This is a genomic window from Micromonospora sp. NBC_01392, assembly GCF_045040125.1.
Lineage (GTDB): Bacteria > Actinomycetota > Actinomycetes > Mycobacteriales > Micromonosporaceae > Micromonospora.
The window spans coordinates 2,359,747-2,385,735 of sequence record NZ_CP109549.1 but is presented as its reverse complement, the minus strand read 5'-3'; the positions used below and the strand labels follow the sequence as shown (position 1 = coordinate 2,385,735).

19 protein-coding genes are annotated in these 25,989 nt (G+C 73.2%); 13 read left to right on the top strand and 6 right to left on the bottom strand.

Going from position 1 to position 25,989, the window contains the following annotated elements; all coding sequences use genetic code 11:
* Positions 1–7: 7 nt before the first annotated feature.
* Positions 8–1,033, bottom strand: a complete 1,026-nt coding sequence (locus tag OG767_RS11055; RefSeq protein ID WP_405093314.1) for a LacI family DNA-binding transcriptional regulator — start codon at positions 1,031–1,033, stop codon at positions 8–10.
* Positions 1,034–1,197: 164 nt separating this feature from the next.
* On the opposite strand from OG767_RS11055, the gene OG767_RS11050 reads away from it, so the two are divergent.
* Both OG767_RS11050 and OG767_RS11045 read left to right on the top strand, forming a co-directional pair.
* Positions 1,198–3,594 carry an RICIN domain-containing protein gene (locus tag OG767_RS11050; RefSeq protein WP_405093313.1) on the top strand — a complete coding sequence of 799 codons (2,397 nt, stop codon included), beginning with the start codon at positions 1,198–1,200 and terminating at the stop codon, positions 3,592–3,594.
* A gap of 25 nt (positions 3,595–3,619) precedes the next feature.
* Positions 3,620–4,750, top strand: coding sequence for a mandelate racemase/muconate lactonizing enzyme family protein (locus OG767_RS11045; RefSeq protein WP_405093312.1), 1,131 nt, complete (start codon positions 3,620–3,622; stop codon positions 4,748–4,750).
* 1 nt (position 4,751) lies between these two features.
* Here the strand turns inward: OG767_RS11045 and OG767_RS11040 are convergent, their stop codons facing one another.
* From OG767_RS11040 to OG767_RS11030, 3 genes are all read right to left on the bottom strand, one after another.
* On the bottom strand, positions 4,752–5,504 hold the full coding sequence (locus tag OG767_RS11040) for a FadR/GntR family transcriptional regulator (protein ID WP_405093311.1): 753 nt from the start codon (positions 5,502–5,504) through the stop codon (positions 4,752–4,754).
* A gap of 50 nt (positions 5,505–5,554) precedes the next feature.
* The gene (locus OG767_RS11035) at positions 5,555–6,421 is read right to left on the bottom strand and encodes an oxidoreductase (protein WP_405093310.1); all 867 of its coding nucleotides are present in this window, start codon (positions 6,419–6,421) and stop codon (positions 5,555–5,557) included.
* Positions 6,422–6,518: 97 nt separating this feature from the next.
* Positions 6,519–7,016, bottom strand: coding sequence for a YcxB family protein (locus OG767_RS11030; RefSeq protein WP_405093309.1), 498 nt, complete (start codon positions 7,014–7,016; stop codon positions 6,519–6,521).
* 448 nt (positions 7,017–7,464) lie between these two features.
* Between OG767_RS11030 and OG767_RS11025 the strand changes: the two genes are divergently transcribed.
* The 3 genes from OG767_RS11025 to rox (OG767_RS11015) all read left to right on the top strand — a co-directional run bounded on the left by OG767_RS11025 (position 7,465) and on the right by rox (OG767_RS11015) (position 11,134).
* On the top strand, positions 7,465–8,772 hold the full coding sequence (locus OG767_RS11025) for a cellulose binding domain-containing protein (protein WP_405094189.1): 1,308 nt from the start codon (positions 7,465–7,467) through the stop codon (positions 8,770–8,772).
* Positions 8,773–8,880: 108 nt separating this feature from the next.
* Positions 8,881–9,300, top strand: coding sequence for a PPOX class F420-dependent oxidoreductase (locus tag OG767_RS11020; protein WP_405093308.1), 420 nt, complete (start codon positions 8,881–8,883; stop codon positions 9,298–9,300).
* Between the two features lie 322 nt (positions 9,301–9,622).
* Positions 9,623–11,134 (top strand): rifampin monooxygenase, encoded by a 1,512-nt coding sequence (gene rox / locus OG767_RS11015; protein ID WP_405093307.1) that lies wholly within the window; start codon positions 9,623–9,625, stop codon positions 11,132–11,134.
* A 68-nt stretch (positions 11,135–11,202) separates the two neighbouring features.
* On the opposite strand, the gene OG767_RS11010 is transcribed toward rox (OG767_RS11015), so the two are convergent.
* Complete coding sequence (locus OG767_RS11010) at positions 11,203–12,441, bottom strand: cellulose-binding domain-containing protein (RefSeq protein ID WP_405093306.1); 1,239 nt, start codon at positions 12,439–12,441, stop codon at positions 11,203–11,205.
* Between the two features lie 298 nt (positions 12,442–12,739).
* On the opposite strand from OG767_RS11010, the gene OG767_RS11005 reads away from it, so the two are divergent.
* The 6 genes from OG767_RS11005 (at position 12,740) to OG767_RS10980 (ending at position 22,692) form a co-directional block, all read left to right on the top strand.
* Positions 12,740–14,521, top strand: a complete 1,782-nt coding sequence (locus OG767_RS11005; protein WP_405093305.1) for a hypothetical protein — start codon at positions 12,740–12,742, stop codon at positions 14,519–14,521.
* A gap of 15 nt (positions 14,522–14,536) precedes the next feature.
* Entirely contained in the window at positions 14,537–15,496 is a 960-nt protein-coding gene (locus tag OG767_RS11000) for a glycosyltransferase family 2 protein (RefSeq protein ID WP_405093304.1), read from the top strand.
* 143 nt (positions 15,497–15,639) lie between these two features.
* Positions 15,640–17,592 carry a GTP-binding protein gene (locus OG767_RS10995; RefSeq protein WP_405093303.1) on the top strand — a complete coding sequence of 651 codons (1,953 nt, stop codon included), beginning with the start codon at positions 15,640–15,642 and terminating at the stop codon, positions 17,590–17,592.
* 82 nt (positions 17,593–17,674) lie between these two features.
* Positions 17,675–18,109: a DUF6234 family protein gene (locus OG767_RS10990; RefSeq protein ID WP_405093302.1), complete on the top strand. Its 435-nt coding sequence runs from the start codon at positions 17,675–17,677 to the stop codon at positions 18,107–18,109.
* 88 nt (positions 18,110–18,197) lie between these two features.
* Positions 18,198–20,045, top strand: a complete 1,848-nt coding sequence (locus OG767_RS10985) for a hypothetical protein (RefSeq protein ID WP_405093301.1) — start codon at positions 18,198–18,200, stop codon at positions 20,043–20,045.
* A 184-nt stretch (positions 20,046–20,229) separates the two neighbouring features.
* On the top strand, positions 20,230–22,692 hold the full coding sequence (locus tag OG767_RS10980) for an ATP-binding protein (RefSeq protein WP_405093300.1): 2,463 nt from the start codon (positions 20,230–20,232) through the stop codon (positions 22,690–22,692).
* Here the strand turns inward: OG767_RS10980 and OG767_RS10975 are convergent, their stop codons facing one another.
* Positions 22,693–23,064 carry a YciI family protein gene (locus tag OG767_RS10975; protein WP_405093299.1) on the bottom strand — a complete coding sequence of 124 codons (372 nt, stop codon included), beginning with the start codon at positions 23,062–23,064 and terminating at the stop codon, positions 22,693–22,695.
* 368 nt (positions 23,065–23,432) lie between these two features.
* Between OG767_RS10975 and rox (OG767_RS10970) the strand changes: the two genes are divergently transcribed.
* Complete coding sequence (rox, locus tag OG767_RS10970; RefSeq protein WP_405093298.1) at positions 23,433–24,881, top strand: rifampin monooxygenase; 1,449 nt, start codon at positions 23,433–23,435, stop codon at positions 24,879–24,881.
* A gap of 122 nt (positions 24,882–25,003) precedes the next feature.
* Positions 25,004–25,969 (top strand): phosphotransferase enzyme family protein, encoded by a 966-nt coding sequence (locus OG767_RS10965; protein WP_405093297.1) that lies wholly within the window; start codon positions 25,004–25,006, stop codon positions 25,967–25,969.
* Positions 25,970–25,989: the final 20 nt, after the last annotated feature.

Sequence of the window (25,989 nt, the reverse complement as noted above, 5' to 3'; positions counted from 1 at the left end):
GGTGCGGTCAGGACGCGGCGCGGCGCGCCGGCGCCGGGCCGGTGCTGGCGCGCAGCGAGACCGGCGGGCGGTAGAGCCGGTGCCGCGGCGCGGTTCCGGGCGCGGCGATCCGCTCCAGCAGGAGCGACACCGCCTCCGCGCCCATGTCGACGATCGGCACGTCCGCGGCGGTCAGCGGCGGACGGAGGTTCTCCGCCCAGTGCCGCGCGGCGACCCCGGTGAGCGAGAAGTCGCGCGGCACCACGAGCCCGGCGGACTCCAGCGCCCGCTGCATGCCGGGCAGCGCCGCCTCGTTGACGGTGGCCACGGCGGTGACCTCGGGACGGGTCGCCAGCAGTTCCTCGATGCACGCCTCACCGGCGGCGACGTCGTCGCCGCAGCAGACGTCGACGCCGGTCAGGCCGCGTTCCGCGACCGCCGCGGCGAAGCCGGTCAGCGCCCGGCAGCCGGGGCCGTAGCCGGCGGCGACGAGTTCCGCCGAGCGGTTCACCAGGGCGACGTGCCGGTGCCCCAGGTCCGCCAGGTGGTGCACGCAACTGGCGATGAGGCCGTCGTAGTCCACGTCCACCCAGCTCGTGCCCGCCGGTCGGGCGGTGCGGCCGATGGTCACGAACGGCAGGCCGGTCTGCTCCAGCCGGGTCACCCGCTCGTCGGTGAGTCGGATCTCCATCAGCACGACGCCGTCGACGCGGCGGCCGGTCACGATCCGTTCGAACGACCGGTCGTGGTCACCGCCGGACGGCGACAGCAGCACGTCGAGGTCGGCCCGCGCGGCGGCCTCGACCACGCTGGCGACGAAGCCGAGCTGCATGTCGGTGAGGCGTCGGCTGGCGGGCGGGATGACCAGGCCGAGGGTCCGGGTCCGGCCCTCCTTGAGGGCGCGCGCGCTGGCGTTGGGGCGGTAGTCCAGCTCGTCGATGACCGCCTGGATGCGCTGGCGGGTGGCCGCCGAGACCGGCCGCTTGCCGCTCAGCACGTACGACACGGTGCTGCGGGACACCCCGGCCCGCCGGGCGATCTCACCGATGTTCATCCCGCTCCCGGCAACGGTCGTCGAATCGGTTCACCTGGTGGGACGACCCTAGGTCGGGGCGGTGACGGGTGTCAACGCGCGCCCCTCCCAGTTAATCGACTTGCTTCGATATTTACACCCGCTTAACATGAGACGTCATACCTGTACACGCCGCTGGAGGTTCCGTGAACGCATCCGCCCTGCGACGGTCGGCCGTGACCGGCCTCGCGCTGGCCACGGCGATCGCCGGCGTCGCCGGCGCGGCCCTCGCCACGTCCGCCTCGGCCGCCGCCACCACCGTGTACGCGTCCCCCGGCGGCACCGGCAGCGGCTGCACCGCCGCCCAGCCCTGCTCGTTGTCCACCGCCCAGGCCACCGTGCGCTCGCTGGTCGGCGGCATGTCGGACGACATCGTGGTGCAGCTCTCCGACGGCGTCTACCGGGTGACGTCGCCGCTGACGTTCGGCGCGGCCGACTCCGGCGCCAACGGCCACACCGTGCGCTGGCAGGCCGCATCCGGGGCGCATCCGGTGATCAGCGGCGCGAAGCAGGTGACCGGCTGGTCCGTCGCCGACTCCGGCCGCAACATCTGGCGGGCGAGCGTCGGCGCCGGGCAGAACACCCGGCAGCTCTACGTCGACGGGCAACTGGCCACCCGGGCCCGGACGGCGGTGAGCCGGTCGGACTTCAGCGCCTCGGCCACCGGCCTGCGGATCACCAACGGCAACCTGAACTACCTGAACAACCTGGCCAACGCCAACCGGGTCGAGGTGGAGGGCATCAACTCGTTCACCGACCGGTACTCGCCGGTGCAGAGCATCAGCGGCGGTCTGCTCACCATGGCGCAGCCGGCCTGGAACAACAACAACTTCGGCTACGACACCCTGATGAACCCGTTCCGGGCCGGCCCGTTCTACCTGGTGAACGCGTACGAGTTCCTCGACTCCCCCGGCGAGTGGTACGTCGACACCGGCACCGGCACGCTCTACTACATCCCGCGCTCCGGGCAGAGCATGTCCACCGTGGACGTCGAGTTCCCGGTGACGCAGTCGCTGGTCACCGTGGGCGGCAGCTACGCCAGCCCGGCGCACCACATCGCGTTCTCCGGCCTCACCTTCACCGGCACCAGTTGGCTGGGCCCCAGCAGCAACCAGGGCTGGGTCGACCAGCAGACCGGCTCCTACATCGCCGGAAACTGGTCCTGGCCCGCATGGGGCTCCTGCACCTCCGGCTGCCAGCAGTTCGAGGCGGCCCGACCGGGCTGGTCCCAGATGCCCGCCGCGGTGCAGATCTCGGCCGCCAACACCATCACGTTCAGCGACTCGCAGTTCGTCAACCTGGGCCAGACCGCCGTGGGCATCGGCAACGACGCCAACGCGCACGCCACCGGCGTCGGGCTGGGCGCCAGCAACATCACCGTCACCCGGTCCGAGATCGCCCGCAACGCGGCCGGCGGCTTCGTCATCGGCGGCGTGCGCGCCGACGCGCACCACCCGAGCGACTCCCGGATGACCAACCGGGACATCACCGTCAGCAACAACCGGATCCACGACCTCGGCCTGGACTACCGCGGCATCAGCTCGGTGCTGCCCACGTACGTCACCAACGCCACGATCAGCCACAACGAGATCTACAACCTGCCGTACTCCGGCCTGACGATCGGGTACGGCTGGGGCGCCAACGACGCCGGCGGCAACAACGAGTACACCCGCCGCGGTCTGTACAACTACCAGCCGCGCTACAGCACCCCGACCACCGCGTCGAACAACCGCGTGGTCGGCAACCACGTCCACGACGTGATGCAGCAGATGAACGACGGCGGGTGCATCTACACACTGGGCTGGGACCCGAACGCGTTGATCAGCGAGAACTACTGCCTGCGAACCAACGGCTACTTCGGCGTCTACTTCGACGAGGGCTCCAAGTACTACACCGTCACCAACAACGTCTTCTCGAACACCGGCACCTGGGCCACCGCCAACTACTGGGGCGGCGAGAACATGGGCAACTGGACGCTCACCAACAACTGGTCGACGAACAACAGCACCAACGTCACCAACGGCGACCGGGGCAACGTGGTCTACGGCAACACGACGGTCAGCAACGGCAACTGGCCGGCCGGCGCGCAGACCGTGATGAACGCCGCCGGCCCGCAGGGCTCCGGCGGCCCGACCACGCCGCCGCCGAGCGGCACCGCCCAGCAGATCGTCGGCGGGCAGTCCGGCCGCTGCGTGGACGTGCCCAACTCGTCCACCACCAACGGCACCCAGGTCCAGCTCTGGGACTGCGGCAGCGCCACCGGGCAACGCTGGACCGTCACCGCCGGCCGGCAGCTCCAGGTGTACGGCAGCAAGTGCCTGGACGCCAACGGCCAGGGCACCAGCAACGGCACCGCAGTGATCATCTGGGACTGCAACGGCCAGCCCAACCAGCAGTGGGCCGTCAACGCCAACGGCACCATCACCGGCCAGCAGTCCGGGCTCTGCCTGGACGCCAACGCCGCCGGCACCGCCAACGGCACCAAACTGATCCTGTGGGCCTGCACCGGCGGGGCCAACCAGCAGTGGAGCCTGCGGGGCTGACCGGGGCGGCGGCGAGGAGACGAGCGTGAAGGTCACCGGCTACCGCAGCCGCACCACCGCGCACGACTGGGGACGACTGATCGGCGACGCCAACGGGGTGATGCCGCGGACGCGGACCGACGTGCCCGTGCTGATCCTGGAGACCGACGTCGGTCTGGAAGGCGTCGGTCTCGGCCCGCACGGGGACGTCGAGCGGGTCTTCGGCGCGGTCGACGGCGCGGATCCCCGCGCCGCCCCGGCGCTCTACGACCGGATGCTGAACCAGGTCTTCAAGACCGGCCACGCGGGCGCGACGTTCGGCACCGTCGGCGCGCTCGACATGGCGTTGTGGGACCTCAAGGCGAAGGCGGCCGACGAGCCGCTCTGGCGCACCGTCGGCGCCGCCGACCGGTTCGTCCCCGGCTACGCCTCCGGGCTCGACATCGCCCTCGACGACGACGCGCTCGCGCGACTGTACGAGCGCTTCGCCGAACGCGGCTTCACCGCCGCCAAGCTCAAGGGCGGCCACGACGTCGAGCGGGACCGACGCCGGCTGGAGACGGTCCGGGAGATCCTCGGCCACAACACCAGCCGCCCGGCGCTGATGGTCGACGCCAACGAGGCGTGGAACCGCGCCCAGGCCGTCCGGTTCGTCACCGCGCTGGAGCGCACCGTCGACCTGACCTGGGTCGAGGAGCCGGTCCGCCGGTGGGACGCGGCCGGCCTCGCGGCGGTGCGGCACGGCGTCCGGGCGGCGGTCGCCACCGGCGAGAACCTCACCGGCCTGGAACAGTTCCGGCCCCTGCTGGACGCGGACGCCGTCGACGTCGTCCAGGTGGGCAGTGTCTGGGGCATCACCCACTTCCTGCGGACCGCCGCGGTCGCGCACGGGCGGGACCTGCCGGTGAGCCCGGTGGCCTACCACGCCAACCCGCTGGCGGCCGCCGCCGCGGCGGTGCCCAACCACCTGTCGTGCGAGGTCCAGGACTTCACCTGGCCGATCGGGCTGACCGTGGACCAGGAGATCGCGGACGGCGGCATCGTCCTCGGCGACCGGCCGGGGCTGGGCATCGAGGTCGACGAGCAGCGCCTCGCGCCCACCCGCGCGCCCCGCTCGGCGACCGGCCCACACGTCCGGCCCGACCGCGCCGGCCTGCGGCTCGTCCCCGACCCCTGAGCTAGCGCGCCGGGCCGCCGCCCGGCCCCGCCAACCGGCGCCGCTGCCACGAGGTGACGATGTGGTCCCGCATGGCGCGTTCGGCGGCGGCCACGTCCTGCCGGGCGATGGCGTCGACCACCCGCGCGTGCTCGTCGAGCGTCGACTCGAACGCGCTCTCGTACGTCATGCCGTGGTAGCGGCTGCTCTCCATCGCCCGCCGGTAGAGGCGCTTGCAGATGTTCTCCGCCAGGCGGTTCCCGGACAGCTCCATGACGGTGAAGTGGAAGACCACGTCCGCCTGCCGGAACGAGTCGCTCTCGTGCCGGATCTCGCGCATCACGGCGAGCGCGTGCTCGACCCGGGTCAACTCCTCCGGCGTACGCCGGCTCGCCAGCGTGCCCGCCATGGCCGCCTCCAGGCTGCCCCGGACGATTGTCAGCTCGTCCAGGACGCCCAACGACTCGTCGTTGTCGATGAGCGCGGAGAGCACCACCGGATCCAGCATGTTCCACGAACCGACCCGGGCCACCTGGGTGCCCCGACCCTGCGAGACCACCACCAGGCCCTTCTCCTCGAGCCGCTTCACCGACTCCCGGATGACCGTCCGGCTCACGCCGAAGTGCTCGCTGAGCGGCCCCTCCGGCGGGAGGAGCTGCCCCGCGTCGAGCTGCCCGGTGACGATCAGCTCGACCAGCTCACTCACCACCGCCACCCCCAACCGTTCGGCCGGGCGGCGGGGTGGAAAGGCGAACCCGTCCAGGCGAGCCGTCATGGGCACACCCTAGTGCAGCGCCACGGCCGCCCTGCGGCGTCGCGACCGGGTCACGCGCCGACCGCGTCCAGCTCGGCGAGCGCGTCGGCGGGCAGTTCCAGGGCCGCGCCGGCGACGTTCTCGCGCAGGTGCGCGACCGAGGACGTGCCGGGGATGAGCAGGACGTTCGGTGCGCGGTGCAGCAGCCAGGCGAGCGCGACGGCCATCGGCGTGACCGCCAGCCGGGCCGCGACCCGGTCCAGGACGTCGGACTGCATCGGCGAGAAGCCGCCCAGCGGGAAGTACGGCACGTAGGCGACGCCCTCCCGGGCGGTGCGGTCGACCAGCTCGTCGTCACCCCGGTTGGCGAGGTTGTAGAAGTTCTGCACGCACACCACCGGGGCGATCGACTGCGCCTCGGTGAGCTGTTCCGAGGTGACCGTGCTCAGCCCCAGGTGCCGGATCAACCCCTGCTCCCGCAGGCCGGCGAGCGCGCCGAACGGCTCGGCGATCGAACCCGGCACGGGTGCGTCCATGCCGCCGACCCGCAGGTTCACCACGTCGAGCGCGTCCAGACCCAGGCGTCGCAGGTTGTCGTGCACCTGCTCGGTCAGCTCGGCCGGGGTGCGGGCGGGCGGCCAGCCGCCCTGCGCGTCGCGACGGTTGCCGACCTTGGTGACGATGTGCAGGTCGTCCGGGTACGGCGCGAGCGCCTCGCGGATGATCTCGTTGGTGACGTGCGGACCGTAGAAGTCCGCCGTGTCGATGTGCCGGATGCCCAGCTCCACCGCCGTGCGCAGCACGGCGACCGCGGCGGCCCGGTCCCGGGGCGGCCCGAACACGCCCGGACCGGCCAACTGCATGGCGCCGTAGCCGACCCGGGTGAGGGTCAGGTCGCCCACCGGGTAGGTGCCGCCGGGAAGTGCGTGGTCCGTCATGGTTCCCTTCCGCACGCCGGAGTCTCCGGCCCACGACCCGTACGATGCCCGCCGCCGGCCGGCGCAACCAGGGTCCGCCGGTCCCGGGATCGGCGGTTCACCGGGACCGGAGCAGGCCGCGTCCGGTCAGGAACGCGCGCAGCGTCTCGGCGTCCCCGGCGGACATCAACCGGCGCGGGATCACGGTGGCCGGCATCCGGCCGACGTACACGATCCAGAACTCCGGGGTGTCCGTCACCCGGCTCACCCCGTCCCACGCGATGCCGGCGGACTCCGAGCCGCTGCGCATCATGATGTTGTCGTCGGTGAGCTCGTAGCCGCCCTCGACGGCGTAGTCACCGGAGCGGCGGCGGGCCCGCCACTGGACCCACGGCGCGTACAGCATCGACAGCAGGCCGGCCACGAGCAGCGAGGTCCACAGCGGCGCGGCCCGATCGCCCCACCCGAACGCCCACGCGGCGGCCAGACCGGCCGCCCCGACCGCGGCCAGCGCCACGCCGAGACGGCCGAACGGGCGCAGCCGGACGCCGCTGAGCGTGGCGGCCACCCGCCCCGGGTAGGTGGGATCGGCGGGTACGTCGAAACGGATGTGCACGCCTCGCACCCTAGTGGCCGCGTCCGAGTTGTGATCGCTCACAGTGGAGGACCACACCTCCAGGGCAGACGTTTCGGGGGATCGGGCGAGAGTTTCGGGCCGAGGCGGCGTTTTTACCGGAACGCTTCCGGTTGAAGATGTTATCGATAACCTGCTATCTTTCGGCACGGGAGCGCAGGGCACGCTTCCACGATCCGGTCGACCGGCACGGCGCTGCACCGGCCTTGTTCCGCCGCCCGACCGGCCGGTGACCGGTCCGGGCCGTTCCGCCGACGCCAGCCGACCGCAGGTCGCTGCCGGATCCCGTTCCGGCCCGGCCGCACCGCTCTCCCCCGCCACCTCGCAGGCGACCCGGCACGGCTTCCGCTTCCGGCGGCACGTCGGCGGTCGCCGGGCGCCCACGCGCACACACCACCGCCACCAGACATCGACGGCACGGAGGCAAGCAATCGTGAAACGTACCCCGCTTTTCTCATCCCTGGCCGCCGCGGCCCTGCTGTTCGCGGCGGCCGCGGGCGGCGTGCTGAGCGGCGGCCTCGGCCCCGCGGCGCAGGCCGCGACGAACGGCACGCTCGCGGCGACCGCCGGCTGCGGCAAGGCCCCCACGCTCAGCAACGGGACGCGCACCATCTCCAGCGGCGGACAGAACCGCAGCTACATCCTGCGGATCCCGGACGGGTACGACCGGAACCACCCCTACCGGCTCGTCTTCGGCTTCCACTGGCTGAACGGCTCCGCGAACAACGTCGCCTCGGCCGGCTACTACGGACTCCTGCCGCTGTCGAACAACAGCACGATCTTCGTCGCGCCGCAGGGCATCGACAACGGCTGGGCCAACACCAACGGCCGGGACCTCACCCTCTTCGACGACATCTCCCGGCAGGTCGAGAACGACCTCTGCGTGGACACCACCCAGCGGTTCGCGCTCGGCTGGAGCTACGGCGGCGCCATGAGCTACGCGGTGGCCTGCGCCCGGCCCACCGTCATCCGCGCGGTGGCGGTGCTGTCCGGCGCCAACCTGAGCGGCTGCAACGGCGGCACCCAGCCGGTCCCCTACTTCGGCATCCACGGCACCCACGACAGCGTGCTGAACATCTCCATGGGCCGGTCGTTGCGGGACACGTTCGTCCGCAACAACGGCTGCACCGCGCAGACCCCTCGTGAGCCGGCCCTGAACAGCTTCACCCACATCACCACCGTCTACTCCGGCTGCCGGGCGGGTTACCCGGTGCAGTGGGCCGCCTTTGACGGTGACCACACGCCGAGCCCGGTGGACGGGTCGGGCAGCCCGAACGACTCGCGAACCTGGACCTCCGGGGAGATCTGGCGGTTCTTCAGCCAGTTCGCGTCGACCACGCCGCCCACCACCACGCCGCCGACCAGCACGCCGCCCACGAGCACGCCGCCCACCTCGACCCCGCCCACGACCACGCCGCCGACGACTCCCCCGCCGACCGGCTGCGCGGCCAGCTACCGCACGATCAACACCTGGCCGGGCGGCTTCCAGGGTGAGGTCACCGTGGCCAACAACACCACCGCCACGATCAACGGCTGGACGGCCCGCCTGACCCTGGCCAACGGCCAGGCCATCAGCAGCCTCTGGGGCGGCGTCAACACCGGCACCACCGGCGCCGTCCAGGTCCGGAACGCCCCCTACAACGGCACGTTGGCCCCGAACGCGTCGACCACCTTCGGGTTCACCGCCACCGGTGACGGCGGCACCGCGCCCGGCAACGTCGGCTGCACCGCTTCCTGACGGCGCGGGACCGGGTCCGGAGCCGTCCGGCTCCGGACCCGGTTCCCCTGCACGGGACACGGCCGGTCCGTACAGTGCGGAGACAGCGCTGCCGCGAAGAGGAGAGCCATGTCGAAGCCACCGCTGCCCGAGCCCGCCGTCGCCATGCTCGGCAAGCCGAACCCCGCCGTGATCGCCACGCTGCGCCCCGACGGCCAGCCGGTCTCCGCGGCCACCTGGTACCTGTGGGACGACGGCCGGATCCTGGTGAACATGGACGAGGGGCGGCGCCGGCTGGGCCACCTGCGCAACGACCCCCGGGTCACCCTCACCGTGCTGGACGAGCAGGGCTGGTACACCCACCTCAGCATCGTCGGCCACGTGGTGGAGCTGCGCGACGACACGGACCTGGCGGACATCGACCGGCTCGCCCGCCACTACACCGGAAAGCCGTACCCGCGGCGGGAGCGCGGTCGGGTGAGCGCGTCCATCGAGATCGACCGTTGGCACGGGTGGGGCGCGCTCAAGGACAACAGTCAGGTCGGTTGAGCCGGCCGGGCGAGGAGTGCGCATGCCCGCTCGACCGGGCCGGTGGCGGCGCTGGCGCTGGGTGGTGGCCGCCGTGGTCGTCCTGACGGTGACCGCGACGGCCGCGCTGGTGCTCTCGCCCCGCGGCATCTCTCCGGAGACCCGCCGCACTCGTCGACGGCTGAACCGTTTCCGCCCGGTCGAACAAACAAGAAAATGGGCAAGGAGCAGAACTCCTCGCCACTATTAACGTATACCGCACCCCCGGGCTTGCGGCAAGGCCCCGATCGTGACACACAATCGTCGGCCGGACGCAGAAATCGGCCCACCATGGGGGAATGACATGTTCGATGTGATCGTCGTCGGCGGCGGCCCGACCGGCATGATGCTGGCGAGTGAGCTGCGCCTGTACGGCGTCGACGTGCTCGTGCTGGAGAAGGAGGCCGAGCCGCCGCCGTACGTGCGGTCGCTCGGGTTGCACGTCCGCAGCATCGAGATCCTGGACCAACGGGGACTTCTGGAGCGTTTCCTCGACCACGGCAGGACGTATCCGATCCGTCCCGGTGAGATCCGGGGATTCTTCGCGGGAATCGAGAAACCGGCGCCCGCCGGGTTGGACACCGCGCACGGATATGTGCTCGGCATTGCGCAGACGCTCACCGACCGGCTGCTCGCCGAGCACGCGGCCGAGGTCGGCGCCGAGATCCGGCGCGGCGACGCCGTGGTCGCGCTGGACCAGGACGACGACGGGGTGACCGTCGGCCTCGACGGCGCGACCGAGACGCCGTTGCGGGCGCGATTCGTCGTCGGTTGCGACGGTGGGCGCAGCACGGTCCGGAAGCTGCTCGGGGTCGGCTTCCCCGGTGAGCCGTCGACGGTCGACACGTTGCTGGGCGAGATGGAGGTGACCGCGTCCCCGGAGCACATCGTCGAGGTGATGACCGAGGTACGCCGGACGGAGAAGCGGTTCGGGCTGGGCCCGTCCGGCCGGCCGGGCGTGTTCCGGGTGGTGGTGCCGGCGGCGGGCGTGGCCGAGGACCGGGCGACGCCGCCGACGATCGAGGAGTTCCGCAGCCAGCTCCACCGGTACGCCGGCACCGACTTCGGCGTGCACTCCCCCCGGTGGCTGTCGCGCTTCGGTGACGCCACCCGCCAGGCCGACCGCTACCGCGTCGGGCGGGTGTTCCTGGCCGGGGACGCCGCCCACGTCCACCCGCCGATGGGTGGGCAGGGGCTCAACCTCGGCCTCCAGGACGCGTTCAACCTGGGCTGGAAGCTGGCCGCCGTGGTCACCGGCCGGGCGCCCGACGACCTGCTGGACACCTACCACGCCGAACGGCATCCGGTGGCCGCCGACGTGCTGGACAACACCCGCGCGCAGATGCACCTGACGAGCACCGAGCCCGGGCCGCAGGCGGTCCGGCGGTTGCTGGCGCGGTTGATGGACATCGACGCCGTCAACCAGCTCCTGATCGAGAAGATCACCGCGATCAGCGTCCGGTACGACCTCGGCCCGGGCCACGAGCTGCTCGGGCGGCGGCTGCGCGACGTCCGGCTCCGGTCCGGGCGCCTGTTCGAGGTGATGCGCACCGGCCAGGGGCTGCTGCTCGACCGGACGGGGCGGCTGTCCGTGGCCGGCTGGGCCGACCGGGTCGGCCACCTCACCGACCCCGACGCCGCCGTGGACGTGCCGGCGCTCCTGCTCCGGCCGGACGGGCACGTGGCGTGGGTCGGCGACGACCAGCGGACGCTCGACGTGGCGCTGGCCCGGTGGTTCGGCGGCAGCCGCGTCGGCGTCGGCCGGGACGCGCCCGCCCGTCAGTCGTCCGGCCCGGCAGGGCTTCGACGCGGGTGACGGGGTGGTCCGGGGTGTGGTCGCGCGGTCGGACCACACCCCGGACGCCTCCAGCGATTCCCGACGGGTCAGCAGCCGATCCGGCTGGAGGAGACCGCGACGTCGTCGTACCAGAGCGTGTCGGACCCGCCGCCGTAGCTCTCCCAGCCCAGCTTCAGGTCGGTGAGCTGGGGCCGCCAGGTGCGGTTGTACCACTGGCCGTCGATGTCGTGCGTCGGTACGCCGTCCGCGGTCAGCCCGGGCACGGCGACGCCGTCCAGCCAGGTACGGAGCTGACCGGCGGAGCCGTCCACCATGAACTCCAGGCAGGCCCACCGGTTGGTGGGCAGCGGCAGGCTCTGCGCCACCCCGGCCGGGCTCTGCTCGGGCAGCGTGGCGTCGTCCGAGGCGCGGTTCCACTGCATCGCGCCGTTCTGGCCGCCCATCCGCAGGTCCTTGTTGCCGTCGGCGGCGTCGGTCATGGCCATCATCGTGGTGTGGTCGGTGGGCTGGGCGGTGGTGTGCCGCACCCAGATCCGGCCGTACCGGACGCTGCCCAGGCTGCCGAGGTTCTTCGTGGACCGGATGAACACGTGGTTGCAGTAGCCGGCGGCGCCGTTGATCCGGACCGCCCGGCTGCCGCTGTGCGTGGTGCTGGTGTCGACGGTGGCCGTGCCGGCGCCGGAGCAGTCCGGGTTCACCACGGTCCAGTCGCCGGACGGCGTCGAGCCGGTCTGGTTCTCGAAGCCGTCACAGAGCGCCGCCCCGGCGCAGCCGGCCGGCGGCGGCGCGGTGGTCGGCGGGGCCGTCGTCGGCGGCGTCGACGTCGGCGGTGCGCTGGTGGGCGGCGTCGAGGTGGGCGGCGCGGTGGTCGGCACCATCGTGGTGGGGGCGCCGGTCGGCCCGGCGCCGTTGCACGGCACACCGTTCAGGCTGAACCCGGTCGGCGCACCGCCGCCGGCCGAGAACGTGCCCTGCACGCCGAACTCGGTGGAGCCGCCGGCCGGGATGCTGCCGTTGTACGACACGTTGCGGGCGGTCACCGTCGATCCGGACTGGGTGACCGTGGCGTTCCAGCCGTTCGTGACGCGCTGGTCGCCGGGGTACGTCCAGGTGACCGTCCATCCGGAGACGGCGGTGTCACCGGGGGAGACCTTGACGTTGGCGGTGAACCCGCCGGACCACTGGTTGGGCGTGTAGTCGACCCGGCAGCCCTGGGCGGCGGCGGCCGGGCCGGCGAGCAGGGCCGTGCCGGTCGCGGCCAGGGTGGCGGCCAGCGCGGCGACGGCCGCCAGGATCGGGGCGGGGCGGGCGCGGAGAATCGTCATGGAGGGTCCTTCTGCCATCGAGCGGGGCGGAGGCGACGCGGCGGCGCGCGTCCCGGACGGACGCGGCGCGGCAACGTGCCCTGGATGTGGCGCGGCGGTGCGCCACGGCGACCGGTCGGCGCGTACGGCCGACGTGCCCGGCTCGGGGTGGAGCTGTCAGCCGCCGACGGCCCGGTCGGAGGACCTCGGCGGCGCCCACTCCCAATCTATTGACAGATCCCTATTCAATCAAGCGCCGGCGGTCCACCCTCCGGACAGCTGATCGACAACGGCCAGCGCATCGCAGAACATCTATCCCATGGAAGCCCCATCCACCGACGCTCGGGACCGCACCGAGAGCGCACCCCCCGAACAGCCCACCGTCGACCCAGCCCCGGGCAGGCCGTGGTGGCGTCGCGCCCGCACCGAATGGGTCCTCGCGGCGCTGGCCAGCCTGCTGGTGTCGGTGGCGCTCACCTGGCCGACGCTGCGGCACCCGGCGAGCACCATCCCCGGCGACCTCGGCGATCCCACGTTGCAGGCCTGGCAGGTGGCCTGGGCGGGGCATGCGTTGCTGACCAGCCCGCTCGACCTCTGGCACTCGAACACGTTCTATCCCGAGCGGTACACCTACGCCTACAGCGACACCCTGCTCGGCTACGCCCCGGTCGGGATGCTCGGCACCGGCTTCGAGGCGGCCGTGATCCGGTACAACGTGCTCTACGTGCTGCTGCACGCGCTGGCCTGCTTCGGGGCGTACGTGCTGGCCCGGCAGCTCGGCGCGAACCGGTGGGGCGGGGCGGTCGCCGGGGTCGCCTGGGCGTTCGCGCCGTGGCGGCTGGCGCACTCCGGGCACCTGAACATCCTGTCCAGCGGCGGCATCGCGCTGTGCCTGGCGATGCTGGCCCGGGGCCACGGGTGGTCGCTGCGGCACGGCTACCGGCCGGAGCGGCGGCGGCCCGGCTGGGCGTTCGCCGGGTGGCTCGTCGCCGCCTGGCAGGTCAGCCTCGGCTTCGGCATCGGGCTGCCGCTTGTGTACTTCCTGCTGGCCGCCGTGCTGGTGGCGGCCGGCTGCTACGGCTGGTCCTGGTGGCGCCGACGGGAACGCCCGCCGTTCGGCCGCCGGCTGCTGGTGGCGGACCTGGCCGGTGGCGTCGTGTTCGGCGCGGTGACGCTCCTGCTCGGCCTGGTCTTCCTGCGCGTCGTCGACCTCAACCCGCAGGCCCAACGCACGCTGGACTGGACGAAGATGTTCTCCCCGCCGCTGATGGGGTTCCTCACCGCGCCCGGGGACTCGTGGCTGTGGGGTGAGCGGCACGCCGCCGCACGCGAGCAGCTCTCCTGGCCGCCGGAGATGGCGCTGCTGCCGGGCATGACGCTGATCGGGCTGGCCGCGGCGGGGCTGGTCGTCTCGGCGTACCCGCTGCGGCGCCGGGTGGCGCTGGGGGTGGGGGTGCTCGGCACGGTGCTGCTGGGGTTGGGCGCCACGCTCGGCGGGGACGGGGATCCCGGCTACCTGACGTTGTCCACGCACCTGCCGGGTTGGGACGCGTTGCGCACGCCCGGCCGGATGATGCACTGGACGAGTCTGCTGCTGGCGCTGCTGGCCGCCGGGCTGGTGACCGCGTTGGCCGAGGCGCCGGGCCGCACCACCGGCCGCCGCTGGACGCCGTTCCTCATGCCGCTGCTCCTGCTGGCGCCGCTGGCCCTGGTCGTCGTGGAGGGCGTCAACACCACGCCCCACCCGGAGGTGCCCCGACCACCGGCGGCGATGCGGGCGGCCCGGGATCCGATCCTGGTGCTGCCGGCCGGCGGCGTGGGCGACCTGACGTACATGCTGTGGACGACCGACGGCTTCCCCCGGGTGACGAACGGGCTGGCCGGCTTCGAGCCGGTCAGCCAGGCACAGACCAAGGCGGCGATCGCGTCCTTCCCCGACCCGGGCAGCGTGGCGTACCTGCGCGGGATCGGCGTGCGGTCGGTGGTGGCCGTCCCGAGCCGCGCCGCCGGCACACCCTGGGAGGGCATCGAGGCCCGCCCCGTCGACGGGCTCGGCATCACCCGGGAGGATCTCGATGGCACGCTCGTCTTCCACCTCTGACCGGGGCGGGCCGAGGTGACCCGGGTGCGGCTGTCCGTGGTGGTGCCCTGCTTCAACGAGGAGGCGTCGGTGGAGCGGCTGCACGGGACCGTGCGCGCCGCGCTCGCCGAACTGCCCGACGTGGACGTCGAGGTGGTCTACGTCGACGACGGCAGCACCGACGGCACCCTCGCGGCGCTGCGCCGGCTCGCCGCCGCCGACACGGACGTCCGCTACACGTCGCTGAGCCGCAACTTCGGCAAGGAGGCGGCGATGCTCGCCGGGCTGCGGCGGACCACCGGCGACGCGGTCGTGATCATGGACGCCGACCTGCAACACCCGCCGCGGCTGCTGCCCGAGATGGTGACGCTCTACCGTCAGGGCTTCGACCAGGTGATCGCCCGCCGGGACCGGCGTGGTGACCGCTTCGTCCGGACGCTCGCGTCCCGGTCGTTCTACCGGGCCATCAACTGGTGGATCGACGTACGCCTGCTGGACGGCGCCGGCGACTTCCGCCTGCTGTCCCGGCTCGCGGTGAACGCGATCCTGACCATGCCGGAGTACAACCGGTTCTCCAAGGGCCTGTTCTCCTGGATCGGCTTCCGGACCGCGGTGGTGACCCACCGCAACGAGATCCGGCAGGCGGGGCAGAGCCGGTGGACGTTCGGCAAGCTCTTCAACTACGCGTTCGACGGCCTGCTGTCGTTCAACAACCGGCCGCTGCGACTCGCGATCTACGGCGGCCTGTTCCTCACCCTGATCGCGGTCGCCTACATGGCCTGGGTGGTCGCGGACGCCGTCGAGAAGGGCATCGACGTCCCCGGCTACACCACCATCATCGTCAGCGTGATCGGGCTCGGCGGCATCCAGATGATGCTCCTCGGGGTGATCGGGGAGTACATCGGCCGGATCTACTACGAGACCAAACGCCGACCGCACTACCTGGTGCAGGAGACCGAGCGGCCGGCCGGCCCGGACGAGCGTCCCGGGAGGTGACCGCGCAATTCCGTGGACCGGCCGCGCCGGCTGTGCCAGCCTGACGCGGAGACGGGCCGAACCGACCGACGGGAGCACGACGATGCGAGGACTCGAAACCTTCCCGCCCATCCGGACGCGAGCTTTCGAGGACCCGTCGACCCATGCAGACCGTCAACCTCGGCATCGTCGCCCACGTCGACGCCGGTAAGACCAGCCTGACCGAACGCCTGCTGCACGCCACCGGCGCCATCGACCGGCTCGGCAGCGTCGACGCGGGCACCACCCGCACCGACAGCGGCGAGATCGAGCGTCGGCGGGGCATCACCATCCGCAGCGCCGTCGCCGCGTTCGACGTCCGCGACCGCCAGGTCAACCTGCTCGACACGCCCGGGCACAGCGACTTCGTGGCCGAGGTCGAACGCGCGCTCGGGGTGCTCGACGCGGCCGTCCTGGTGCTGTCCGCGGTCGAGGGCGTCCAGCCGCACAGCCGGCGGCTCATGCGGATCCTCCGGTCGCTGCGGCTGCCCACCCTGATCTTCGTCAACAAGATCGACCGGGTGGGCGCCCGCGTCGACGAGCTGGTCGCGGACGTGCGCCGACTGCTCACCCCGGCCGTCGCCCCGCTGGGCACGGTCCGCGCGCCCGGCACCCCCGGGGCCACGTTCCGGACCGACCAGCCACGGTACGACCACGGCGCCGCCCACCGGCTCGCCGAGGTCCTCGCCGAACACGACGACGAGTTGCTGGCCGCCCTGGTCGACGACCTGCCGCCGGACCCGGACCGGATCGGCCTGGCGCTCCGCGCGCAGACCGCGGCCGGGCAGGTCCACCCGCTGCTGTTCGGTTCGGCGCTGTCCGGGGTCGGCGTGCCGGAACTGCTGGACGCCGTCGCGACCCTGCTCCCGGCGTCGCCGCCGGCCGAGCCCGAGCCACGGGCCCGCGTCTTCGCCCTGGAACGCGACCCGACCGGCGAGCGGGTGGCATACCTGCGGTCGTACGGCGGGCGGCTGCGCGCCCGGCAGCCGGTCACCGCGTACCGCCGGGAGCCGGACGGCCGGATCACCGCGACGCGCGCCCGGATCGTCCGGCTCGACGTGGTCGGCGCGACCATCGGCCGCCCGCAGCCGGCCGCGCTGACCGCCGGGTCCATCGCGCGGGTCACCGGCCTGACCGGGGTACGCCTCGGCGACCAGCTCGGCAGCCCGGCCGGCCTCGACGGACGCTCGCACTTCCCGGCGCCGACGCTGGAGGCGGTGGTGCGTCCCCGCGACCCGGACCGGGCCCTGGCGCTGCACGCCGCGCTGCTGGACCTCGCGGACGCCGACCCGTTCATCCGGACCCGGGTGGCCCCGGACGGCGGCACGAGCGTGCTGCTCTACGGCGAGGTGCAGCGCGAGGTGCTGGTCGCGACGCTGGCCGAGACGTACGGGATCGAGGCGGACTTCGGGCCGGGCCGGCTGATGCACGTCGAGCGACCGGTCGGCGCCGGCAGCGCCGTGGAGATCATCGGGCACGGCTTCTTCGGCACGGTCGGGTTCCGGGTCGAGCCCGGTTCCGGGGTGGACTACCGGCTGGCGGTCGAGCTCGGTTCGCTGCCGCTGTCGTTCCACCGGGCCATCGAGGAGGCCACCCGCGCCGCGCTCGACCAGGGACGCCACGGCTGGCCGGTGACCGACATCCGGGTCACGCTCACCCACAGCGGCTACTGGTCGCCGATCACCACCGCCGGGCACTTCCGGGACCTCGCGCCCCACGTCCTCATGCGGGCGCTCGCCGAGGCCGGCACCCGGGTCTTCGAGCCGTGCCGCCGGTTCGAGGCGGAGGTGCCGGCCGACCGGCTCGGCCCGGTCACGGCGTACCTGGGCCGGCTCGGCGCCCGGATCGACAGCGCCGACGAGATCGCGGCCGGCTGGCGGATCGGCGGCGTCCTGCCGACCCGGCTGGAACCGGAGGCACAGCGGCGGCTGCCGGACCTGTCCAGCGGCGAGGGGCTGTGGTCGTCGGCGCCCGGCGGGGACCGGCCGGTGGTCGGCGACCCGCCCGGCCGGCCCCGCACCGACGGCAATCCGTTCGACCGGGTGGAGTACCTGCGCTTCCTCGCCCAGCGCCGGTGACCGGCCCGGCAGGCGCCGCCGTCCGCACCTCCTGAGTACGCCGACTCATGCCCGCCACATCGACCTCGGCCACGCTGACCGCATGACGTCTGCCACCACCGCCACCGCCCGCCGGGGCGGACCGATCGTCGGACTGCTTGTCGTGCTCTGGGTCTGCGGGCTGATCGCGGCGGCCACCTGGTGGATGGGCATCGGCCTGCGGCAGTGGTCGGTCAGCTACGGCGACGCCTCGGGTGAGGTCGCCGACCTGCGCCGCCGGGCGACGCTGGCCCTGCTGACCTTCGTCCTGGTGGCGGTCGCCGGGCCCGTTCTCGTCGCGCTGGTGGCGTACCACCTGCGACTGTTCCGTACCGCGATCGTCTTCCTGGTGCTTGCCGTCGGGCTCGCCGTGCCCGCCCTGCCGATCGCCGTGCACGCCGGCCGGGACCTGAAACCGGCGCCGGCCCCGACCGCGCCCGGCCCTCCTGGACACTGCGTGGAGCACAGTGGCGGCGACACCCGCTGCCCGGGCGGCTGACCGAACCAACAGATCCAGGAATCTCGATCTATGGAAGTGGGTAGAGGCGGGGTCCCGGGCGGTGCGCCCGGGACCGATCGGAGGTTCGATGCGCAGACCCCGCACGCTCCTGCTGCCGGCCGCAACCATGGTGATCACCCTGGGCACCGGGCTGCTGCCCGCCCTGGCCCAGCCGGCCGTGGACCACACCCCCGCCGACGCCGTCGACGAGCGCACCTGCATCCGCACCATCGAGGGGGTGGACTGGTTCTTCGATCCGTGCGTCGCACCGGACGAGCCGTTGCCGCCCGACGTGCGGACCGGCATCGAGGAGGACCGGCAGGCCCGGTGCGGGCCGACCGGCGCGCCCTCGACGACGCCACTCGCGGTCGCCCTGACGGCGACGCCCTCGGCTTCCTCGACCGCGACCGGCGCCCCGACCAGCATCCCGACCTCCACCGGCAGCGCGGGCCCGGGTCCGAGCGGATCGGTCGACCCGTCCGCCTCGGCGGTGTCGCCGAGCCCGTGCCCGGTCACCCCGAGCCCCACCGTGCCGGCGTCCGGCCCGCCGTCGTCACCCGGCACGACCACGTCCGCCACGCCACCGACCACCGCCGCGCCATCAAGCAGCACCGTGCCGCCCAGCGCCTCGGTCCCACCCAGCGCCACCGTGCCACCCAGCAGCAGCGCACCGCCCAGCACCGCGCCGCCCAGCAGCACCGTGCCGCCCAGCGCCACCGTGCCGCCCTCGGGGAGTCCGTCACCGCCCGCCGGCGGGTGCGCGGCGACCGGCGGCACCGCGCCCACCGACAGCCGACTCCCCGAAGCGGAGAAGGACCGGCTCTGCCCACCGAACCGGAATCCGGCCGCGCCCGCGGTGCTGGTGGCGACCGGCGACTCCGTCACCTCGGCGCACATCCAGGCGAAGCACCACCACGAACCCAAGAAGTGCGCCGTCAACCAGAACACCCAGGCGGACCAGCGCGGCCTGCCCGGCAACGACATGACGTCGAGCTACGCGGGCCGGTACGTGACCGCGCTCAACCAGGACGTGGTGGAGTACTACAACTTCGCGCGCACCGGCATGGGCACCGGTGACATCCTCGGCGCGCCGGCGACCTATCCGGACGCCTGCGAGAACCTCTGGTCGCGCACGTCGCCGCCGATAGCGCTGGCCGAGGCGGCCGTGGCCAAGGCCAAACAGGATCGACGCAAGGCGTACTTCGTCACCACCGGCGGGATCAACAACACCAACTGGACCCAGGTGGCCCAGGGCATCGCGATGTGCGGCATGGCCGAGCTGATGCGCACCGAGATGGTCAAGTACTTCATCCGGAACAACCTCCCGCTCAACGCGGTGATGCGCTGGTACGACACGACCGGCAAGCAGATCGGCCGGGACGACGTCATCAAGGGCGGGGCGTGCCAGGTGGTGCTCCAGGAGAACGTCAACGCCGGCAACGAGAAGGAGGTGACGGTCGACCGGCTCCGGTTCGTGGTGCCCGCCTTCGACGGACCGGCCAACTACGCGAAGATCACCGCGGACGCCAACGCGATCACGACCCGGATGGTCCGCGCCGGGGCGGACAAGGTCGTCTGGATGGGCTACTACGACATCACGCCGGCGAAGGTGGCGCTGGGTTCGTTCGCCCAGACGTACGTGCAGAACACGAAGTTGCCCGACCCGGTCAAGGGCGCGCTGCCGAACATCCCCGACGTCGAGGTGGACCTCGTGACGCAGCCGGCGTGGAAGACACAGGTCCAGACCTGGACGAAGGACGTCAACAACGCCATCCGGGCGAGCATCCTGCCCGCCGACCCGATCGTCCGCTTCCAGCCGGCGCCGGCCCTCACCTCCGACAAGATCCAGAAGAAGTTGATCGGTGGGTGCCCGCACCCCAACCTGCCCGGGCACGACGAGCTGGCCAAGGCACTGGACGCCGCGATCAAGGCGTAGGCCACGGATCCGGGCCGGTACGCGGTTCGCGTACCGGCCCGGTACCGACTGGACACCGCACCGGCGGCCGGATCCCGCTCCTCGGGAGGGGAACTGTCGTACATCAGCGTGGGTCTATGGCCATCCGTGAGCGCGGCCCTAACCTCACCCCCGGGTGGCCGGGGTGGGCCAGGGGGGAGGCCGGATGTCCGACCAGATGGAGCGTCGCGGTGCCCGGAGAACGACACCGGGCGTCACGCTCGACCGCTCCGCGCACCCGTTGGCCCACCCCGCCGACGCGGCTCGGACCGTGCCGGAGCTGGCCGGCCTGCTGCGTCAACTGCGCCGCCGGGAGGCCCGCCAGCAGGGTGAGACGCCGTTGACCTACCGACAGCTCGCCGCGAAGACCGGCTGGTCGCGCGGCGTGATCGGAGAGTACTTCGCGGGGAACATCCTGCCGCCGACGGAGCGGTTCGACATCCTGATCCGACTGCTCGGGGCCACCGTCGTGGAGCAGGGCGCGCTGGCCACCGCGCGGGACCGGGTGGAGGAGGCCCGACGGCAGCGCGGCCCGGACGGGACCCCCGCCGTCCGGCCCGGTGGCGGGCGGGGCCGTACCCGGGCGGCACGGCTGCCCGTACCGCGTCAGCTTCCGCCGGCCCTGCCCGGCTTCGTCGGCCGGCAGACGCAGTTGGCGCAACTGGACGACGTGGGTGACCGCGGCGGGCCGGCGACCGGCGACCCCGCCTCGACGATCGTGGTCCTGTCCGGTACCGCCGGGGTGGGCAAGACGACGCTGGCGGTGCACTGGGCACACCATGCCGCCGACCGGTTCCCGGACGGCCAGCTCTACGTGGACCTGCGGGGCTTCGACTCCACCGGGGCGGTGGTGACACCGGCGGACGCGGTGCGGGGCTTCCTGGAGGCACTGGAGGTGCCACCGGAACTGCTGCCCCACCACCTGTCCGCGCAGGTCGGCCTCTACCGCAGCCTGCTCGCCGACCGTCGGATGCTGGTGCTGCTGGACAATGCCCGCGACGTCGAGCAGGTCCGGCTCCTGCTGCCGGGCAGCCCCGGCTGCCTGGTGGTGGTCACCAGTCGCAACCGACTCGCCGGCCTGATCGCCGCCGAGGGCGCCCGGTCGATCGACGTCGGGCTGCTCAGCACCGGCGAGTCCTGGCAGTTGCTGGCCCGGCGTCTCGGTGCCGAACGGTTGGCGGTCGAGCCGCAGGTCGTGGACGAGATGGTCGAGCGGTGCGCGCGGCTGCCGCTGGCGCTGGCAGTGCTCGCCGCCCGGGGCGCGGCGCACCCCACCTTCCCCCTGGCCACGCTCGCCGCCGAGTTGCGCGAGACGGCACGGCTGCTGGACGCGTTCGACACCGGCGACGCCGGCACCGACGTGCAGGCGGTCTTCTCCTGGTCGTACCAGAGCCTGACCCCGCCGGCGGCGCGGCTGTTCCGGCTGATCGGCTGCCATCCGGGCCCCGAGTTCGGGATCCCGGCAGTCGCCAGCCTGGCCGGCCTGCCCCGGGACCAGATGCCCCGGCTGCTGGGAGAGCTGGCCCACGCGCACCTGGTCACCGAGCACGCCCCCGGCCGGTTCGGCATGCACGACCTGCTGCGCGCGTACGCGGCCGAGCTGACCGAGCGGCTCGACCCCGACGAGCAGCGGCAGGCGGCGATCCGTCGTGGGCTCGACCACTACCTGCACTCCGCGCACGCCGCCGCGGTGCTGTTGCAGCCGGGCTGGGATCCGGTCGCACCGGCCGACGCGCTGCCCGGCGTGGTGCCCGAGGAGATCACCGGCCAGGGGTCGGCGCTGGCCTGGTTCACCGCCGAACACCGGGTGCTCCTGGCGGCGGTGGCGCACGCCGGGCGCACCCGGTGCGACGGTCACGCCTGGCGGCTGGCCCGGACCCTGGTCGACTTCCTGCAACGCCAGGGCCGCTGGTCGGACCTGGCCGACGCCCAGCAAGCCGCCCTGACCGCCGCGCGGCGGACGGGCGAGCGCGCCGGCCAGGCCAACGCCCACCGCGACCTCGCCCGCGCCCTGGTCCGGCTGGACCGGAAGGAGGAGGCCGCCGGCCACTACCGTCACGCGTTGGCGCTCTTCGCGGAGCTGGGTGACTGCAGCGGGCAGGCCCGCACCCACCGCGCGTTCGGCGCGATGCTGGACGGGATGGGCCGGTACGAGGAGTCGCTGCACCAGGCGACGCGGGCGCTGGCGCTCTACGAGCACACCGGTCACCCGGCGGGGCAGGCCAGCGCCCGCAACGCGATGGGCTGGGCGTACGCCCGCCTCGGCCGGTACGCTGCCGCCCGCGGGCACTGCGAGCAGGCGCTGGCGCTGCTGCGCCGGACCGACGACCGCCACGGTGAGGCGAACACCTGGGACAGCCTCGGCCTCATCCACGACCGGCTCGGCCACCACCGTCGGGCGGTCCGGTGCTACGGCCGGGCGCTGACGCTCTACCAGCGCATCGGTGACCGGTACGACGAGGCGGACACCCTGACCCGGCTCGGCGACTGCCGGCACTCCTCCGGTGACCGGGCCGGCGCGCTCCGCACCTGGCGCCGGGCCCTGGTCATCCTCGACGGTCTCGGCCACTCGGACGTCGACCGGGTCCGCGAGCGGCTGGCCCGGGCGGCGCCGGGCGAGCCGGGGTGATCAGTCGCCCTGGTGGCGGCGGAGCATCTTCTCCGTCTCCGGGTCGTAGTGGAGTTCCCGCACCTCCTGCGGGCACCGGCAGGCGTCGGCGATCCGGGCCGCCCAGGCCAGCCCCTCCTCGCGGGTCTCCGCGTCGACGATCACGAACCCGCCGAGGAACCTCTCGGCGTCCGGGTCGGGGCCGTCGGTGACCGTCCCGTCCGCGGCCACGACGCTCGCCCGCTGGCGTTCGACGCCGATGCCGAACACGTACGCGCCGGCCTTCACGGCATCCTCCATCACCGCGTGCGAGGCCTTGTCCACGTCGGCCATCTCCTCGGTGGGGATGTGGTCCATCGCGCCGTCTTCGAACGAGATCAGGTACCGCTTCATGCCATGACTCCCTTGTCCCGGCGACCCTCTCCGGTCACCCCTCACCTGTCTCTACCCAAACAGGACGATCAGATATCGACGCCCGTACCGGAAGATTCTCCATCAGGTTTCCCCTTCCCGCTCACCGACCGTGGTGCCAGCACCACCCGAACGTGGGTGTCGGCACCGCCGACCCGACCGCGGGAAAAAGGACTGGACCGGGCGACACCCGGGCTTGTAGCTTGCGGCTGACCGCGACCCGGCCCGAGGAGGTGAGACCCATGAACCGTTTCGATGTGGGTGCTCCCCCTCCGGTCCCGGTCGGGCGATCGACGTAGGTGTCGCCGGGAGCGCCCTCGCCACCACGGCGCTTCCCGAAAGGCAACACCATGTTCGATGTGATCATCGCCGGCTGCGGGCCGGTCGGCGCGATGCTGGCCGCCGAACTACGGCTGCACGACGTCCGGGTACTCGTCCTGGACAAGGAGACCGAGCCCGCCTCGTTCGCCCGCATCGTCGGCCTGCACATCCGCAGCATCGAGCTGCTGGCCATGCGCGGGCTGCTGGCGCGCGTGCTGGAACGCGGGCGGCGGCGTCCGGTCCGCGGTTTCTTCGCCGCCATCGACAAGCCCGCGCCGGCGGGCCTGGACTCCGCGTACGCCTATCTGCTGGGAATCCCGCAGCCGGTCGTCGTCCGGCTGTTCGAAGAGCACGCGGTCGCGCGCGGCGCGCAGGTCCGGCGGGGTGGTGCGGTGACCGGCCTCGCGCAGGACGACGACGGGGTGACCGTCGATCTGGCCGACGGGCAACGGCTGCGCACGCGCTATCTCGTCGGCTGCGACGGCGGGCGCAGCACGGTACGCAAGCTGCTCGGCGTCGGCTTCCCCGGCGAGCCCGCGCGGAGCGAGACGCTGTTCGGCGAGATGGCCGTGGGCGTGCCGCCGGAGGAGGTCGCCGCCCGGGTGGCGGAGATCCGGGAGACCGACAAGCGGTTCCTCGTGGCGCCCGTCGACGTCGGGATCTACCGCGTCATCGTGCCCGTCCCGGGCGTCAGCGACCGCACGAGGCCGCCGACGCTGGAGGACTTCCGACGCCAGCTCCGCGTCGCCGCCGGCACCGACTTCGGGGTGCACTCACCGCGCTGGATGTCCCGCTTCGGGGACGCCACCCGGCTCGCGGAACGGTACCGCGTCGGTCGGGTGCTGCTGGCCGGCGACGCGGCCCACATCCATCCGCCGATCGGCGGGCAGGGCCTCAACCTCGGCCTCCAGGACGCGTTCAACCTCGGGTGGAAGCTGGCCGCGCAGGTCCGGGGCTGGGCGCCGGACACGCTGCTCGACACCTACCAGGCCGAACGCCGCCCGGTCGCGGAGGACGTGCTGGACAACACGCGCGCCCAGATGGAACTGCTGTCCACCGAGCCGGGCCCGCGAGCCGTCCGCCGGCTGCTCACCGAGCTGATGGACATCGACGAGGTGAACCGCCGCCTGGTCGAGAAGATCACCGCGATCGACGTCCGCTACGACCTCGGCGAGGGACCCGACCTGCTCGGCCGCCGCCTGCCCGACGTCGACGTGCGGCAGGGCCGCCTCTACGACCGGCTGCGCCACGGCCATGGCCTGCTGCTGGACCGCACCGGCCGGCTGACCGTCGGCGGCTGGTCGGACCGGGTCGACCACCTCGGGGATCCCACCGCGGCACTGGACGTCCCGGGCGTGCTGCTCCGCCCGGACGGCCACGTCGCCTGGGTCGGCGACGACCAGCGGGACCTGGACGCGCACCTGTCCCGCTGGTTCGGCGAGCCGCGCGCACACGCCCCGAGCGCCCCGCCGGCCTGAGCGTCGCCGCCCCGGCCCCGACGTACCCCGGGGACCGGACGTGACCGACGTCCGGTCCCCGGGCCGCCCGCGTACCGGCGAATGCGCTTGCCGGGCGGACGGCGAGCTGCCACGCTCCGGGCGTGATCGACAGGCCCGGCGTCGACGAGCGGCGACTGGCGGCGGAGGTGGCCGCCGCCTGGGCGCTGGACGTCTCCGCTCTCGTGTTCCTGCCGGTCGGTCTCGACGGGCGGGCCTGGGCCTACCGGGTGGACACCGTCGACGGCGGGCGCTGGTTCCTGAAGCTCCGGCTCGGGGGGTTCACGCCGGCGGCCGTCCGGCTGCCCGGCTTTCTCCGGGCCCGGGGCATCCGGCAGGTGGTCGCGCCGATCGACCGGCCCGACGGCGGCACCGGTCACCCGTTCGGGGACCACCACCTGCTGCTCTACCCGTTCCACGACGGCGGGAGCCGGTGGGGGCGCGGCCTCACCGACAAGCAGTGGATCGAGTACGGCGAGTTCCTGGGCCACCTGCACACGATCACGCCGACCGCCGGGATCGTCGACCTCCTGCCGGCCGAGACCTACCGGTCGAGCGCCGGCGAACGGCTGCGGACGCTGGGCCGGCAGGCGGCGGCGAGCGCGGCCCTCGGCGCGTTCTGGCACCGGTACGGCGACGCGCTGCACCGGTTGTCGGCGACCGTCGACGAGCTGGCCGCCCGGATGACGCCGGCCCGGCACGTCATCTGCCACGCCGACATCCACCCCGGCAACCTGATCGCCGACGGCGACGGCCCGCTGCACGTCGTGGACTGGGACGCGCCGGTGCTCGCGCCGCGCGAGCGGGACCTGATGTTCGTGCTCAGCGGTGACTTCGGGGACCACCCGATCGACGCGCACCGCGCGGAGCTGTTCCGCCGGGGCTACGGGCCGTGGGAACCGGACCGGACCAGGCTGAGCTACTACCGCGCCGAACGGCACCTCGACGACGTCGCCGCGTTCCTCGCCGGCATTCTCGCCCCCGGGGCCGGTGCCGAGTCCCGCGCCAACGACCTGCACTGGCTCACCCGCATCGCCGAGACGGTCGCCGACCCCGGCTACGCGCCCTGATCCGCCCCGGGACGGACCAG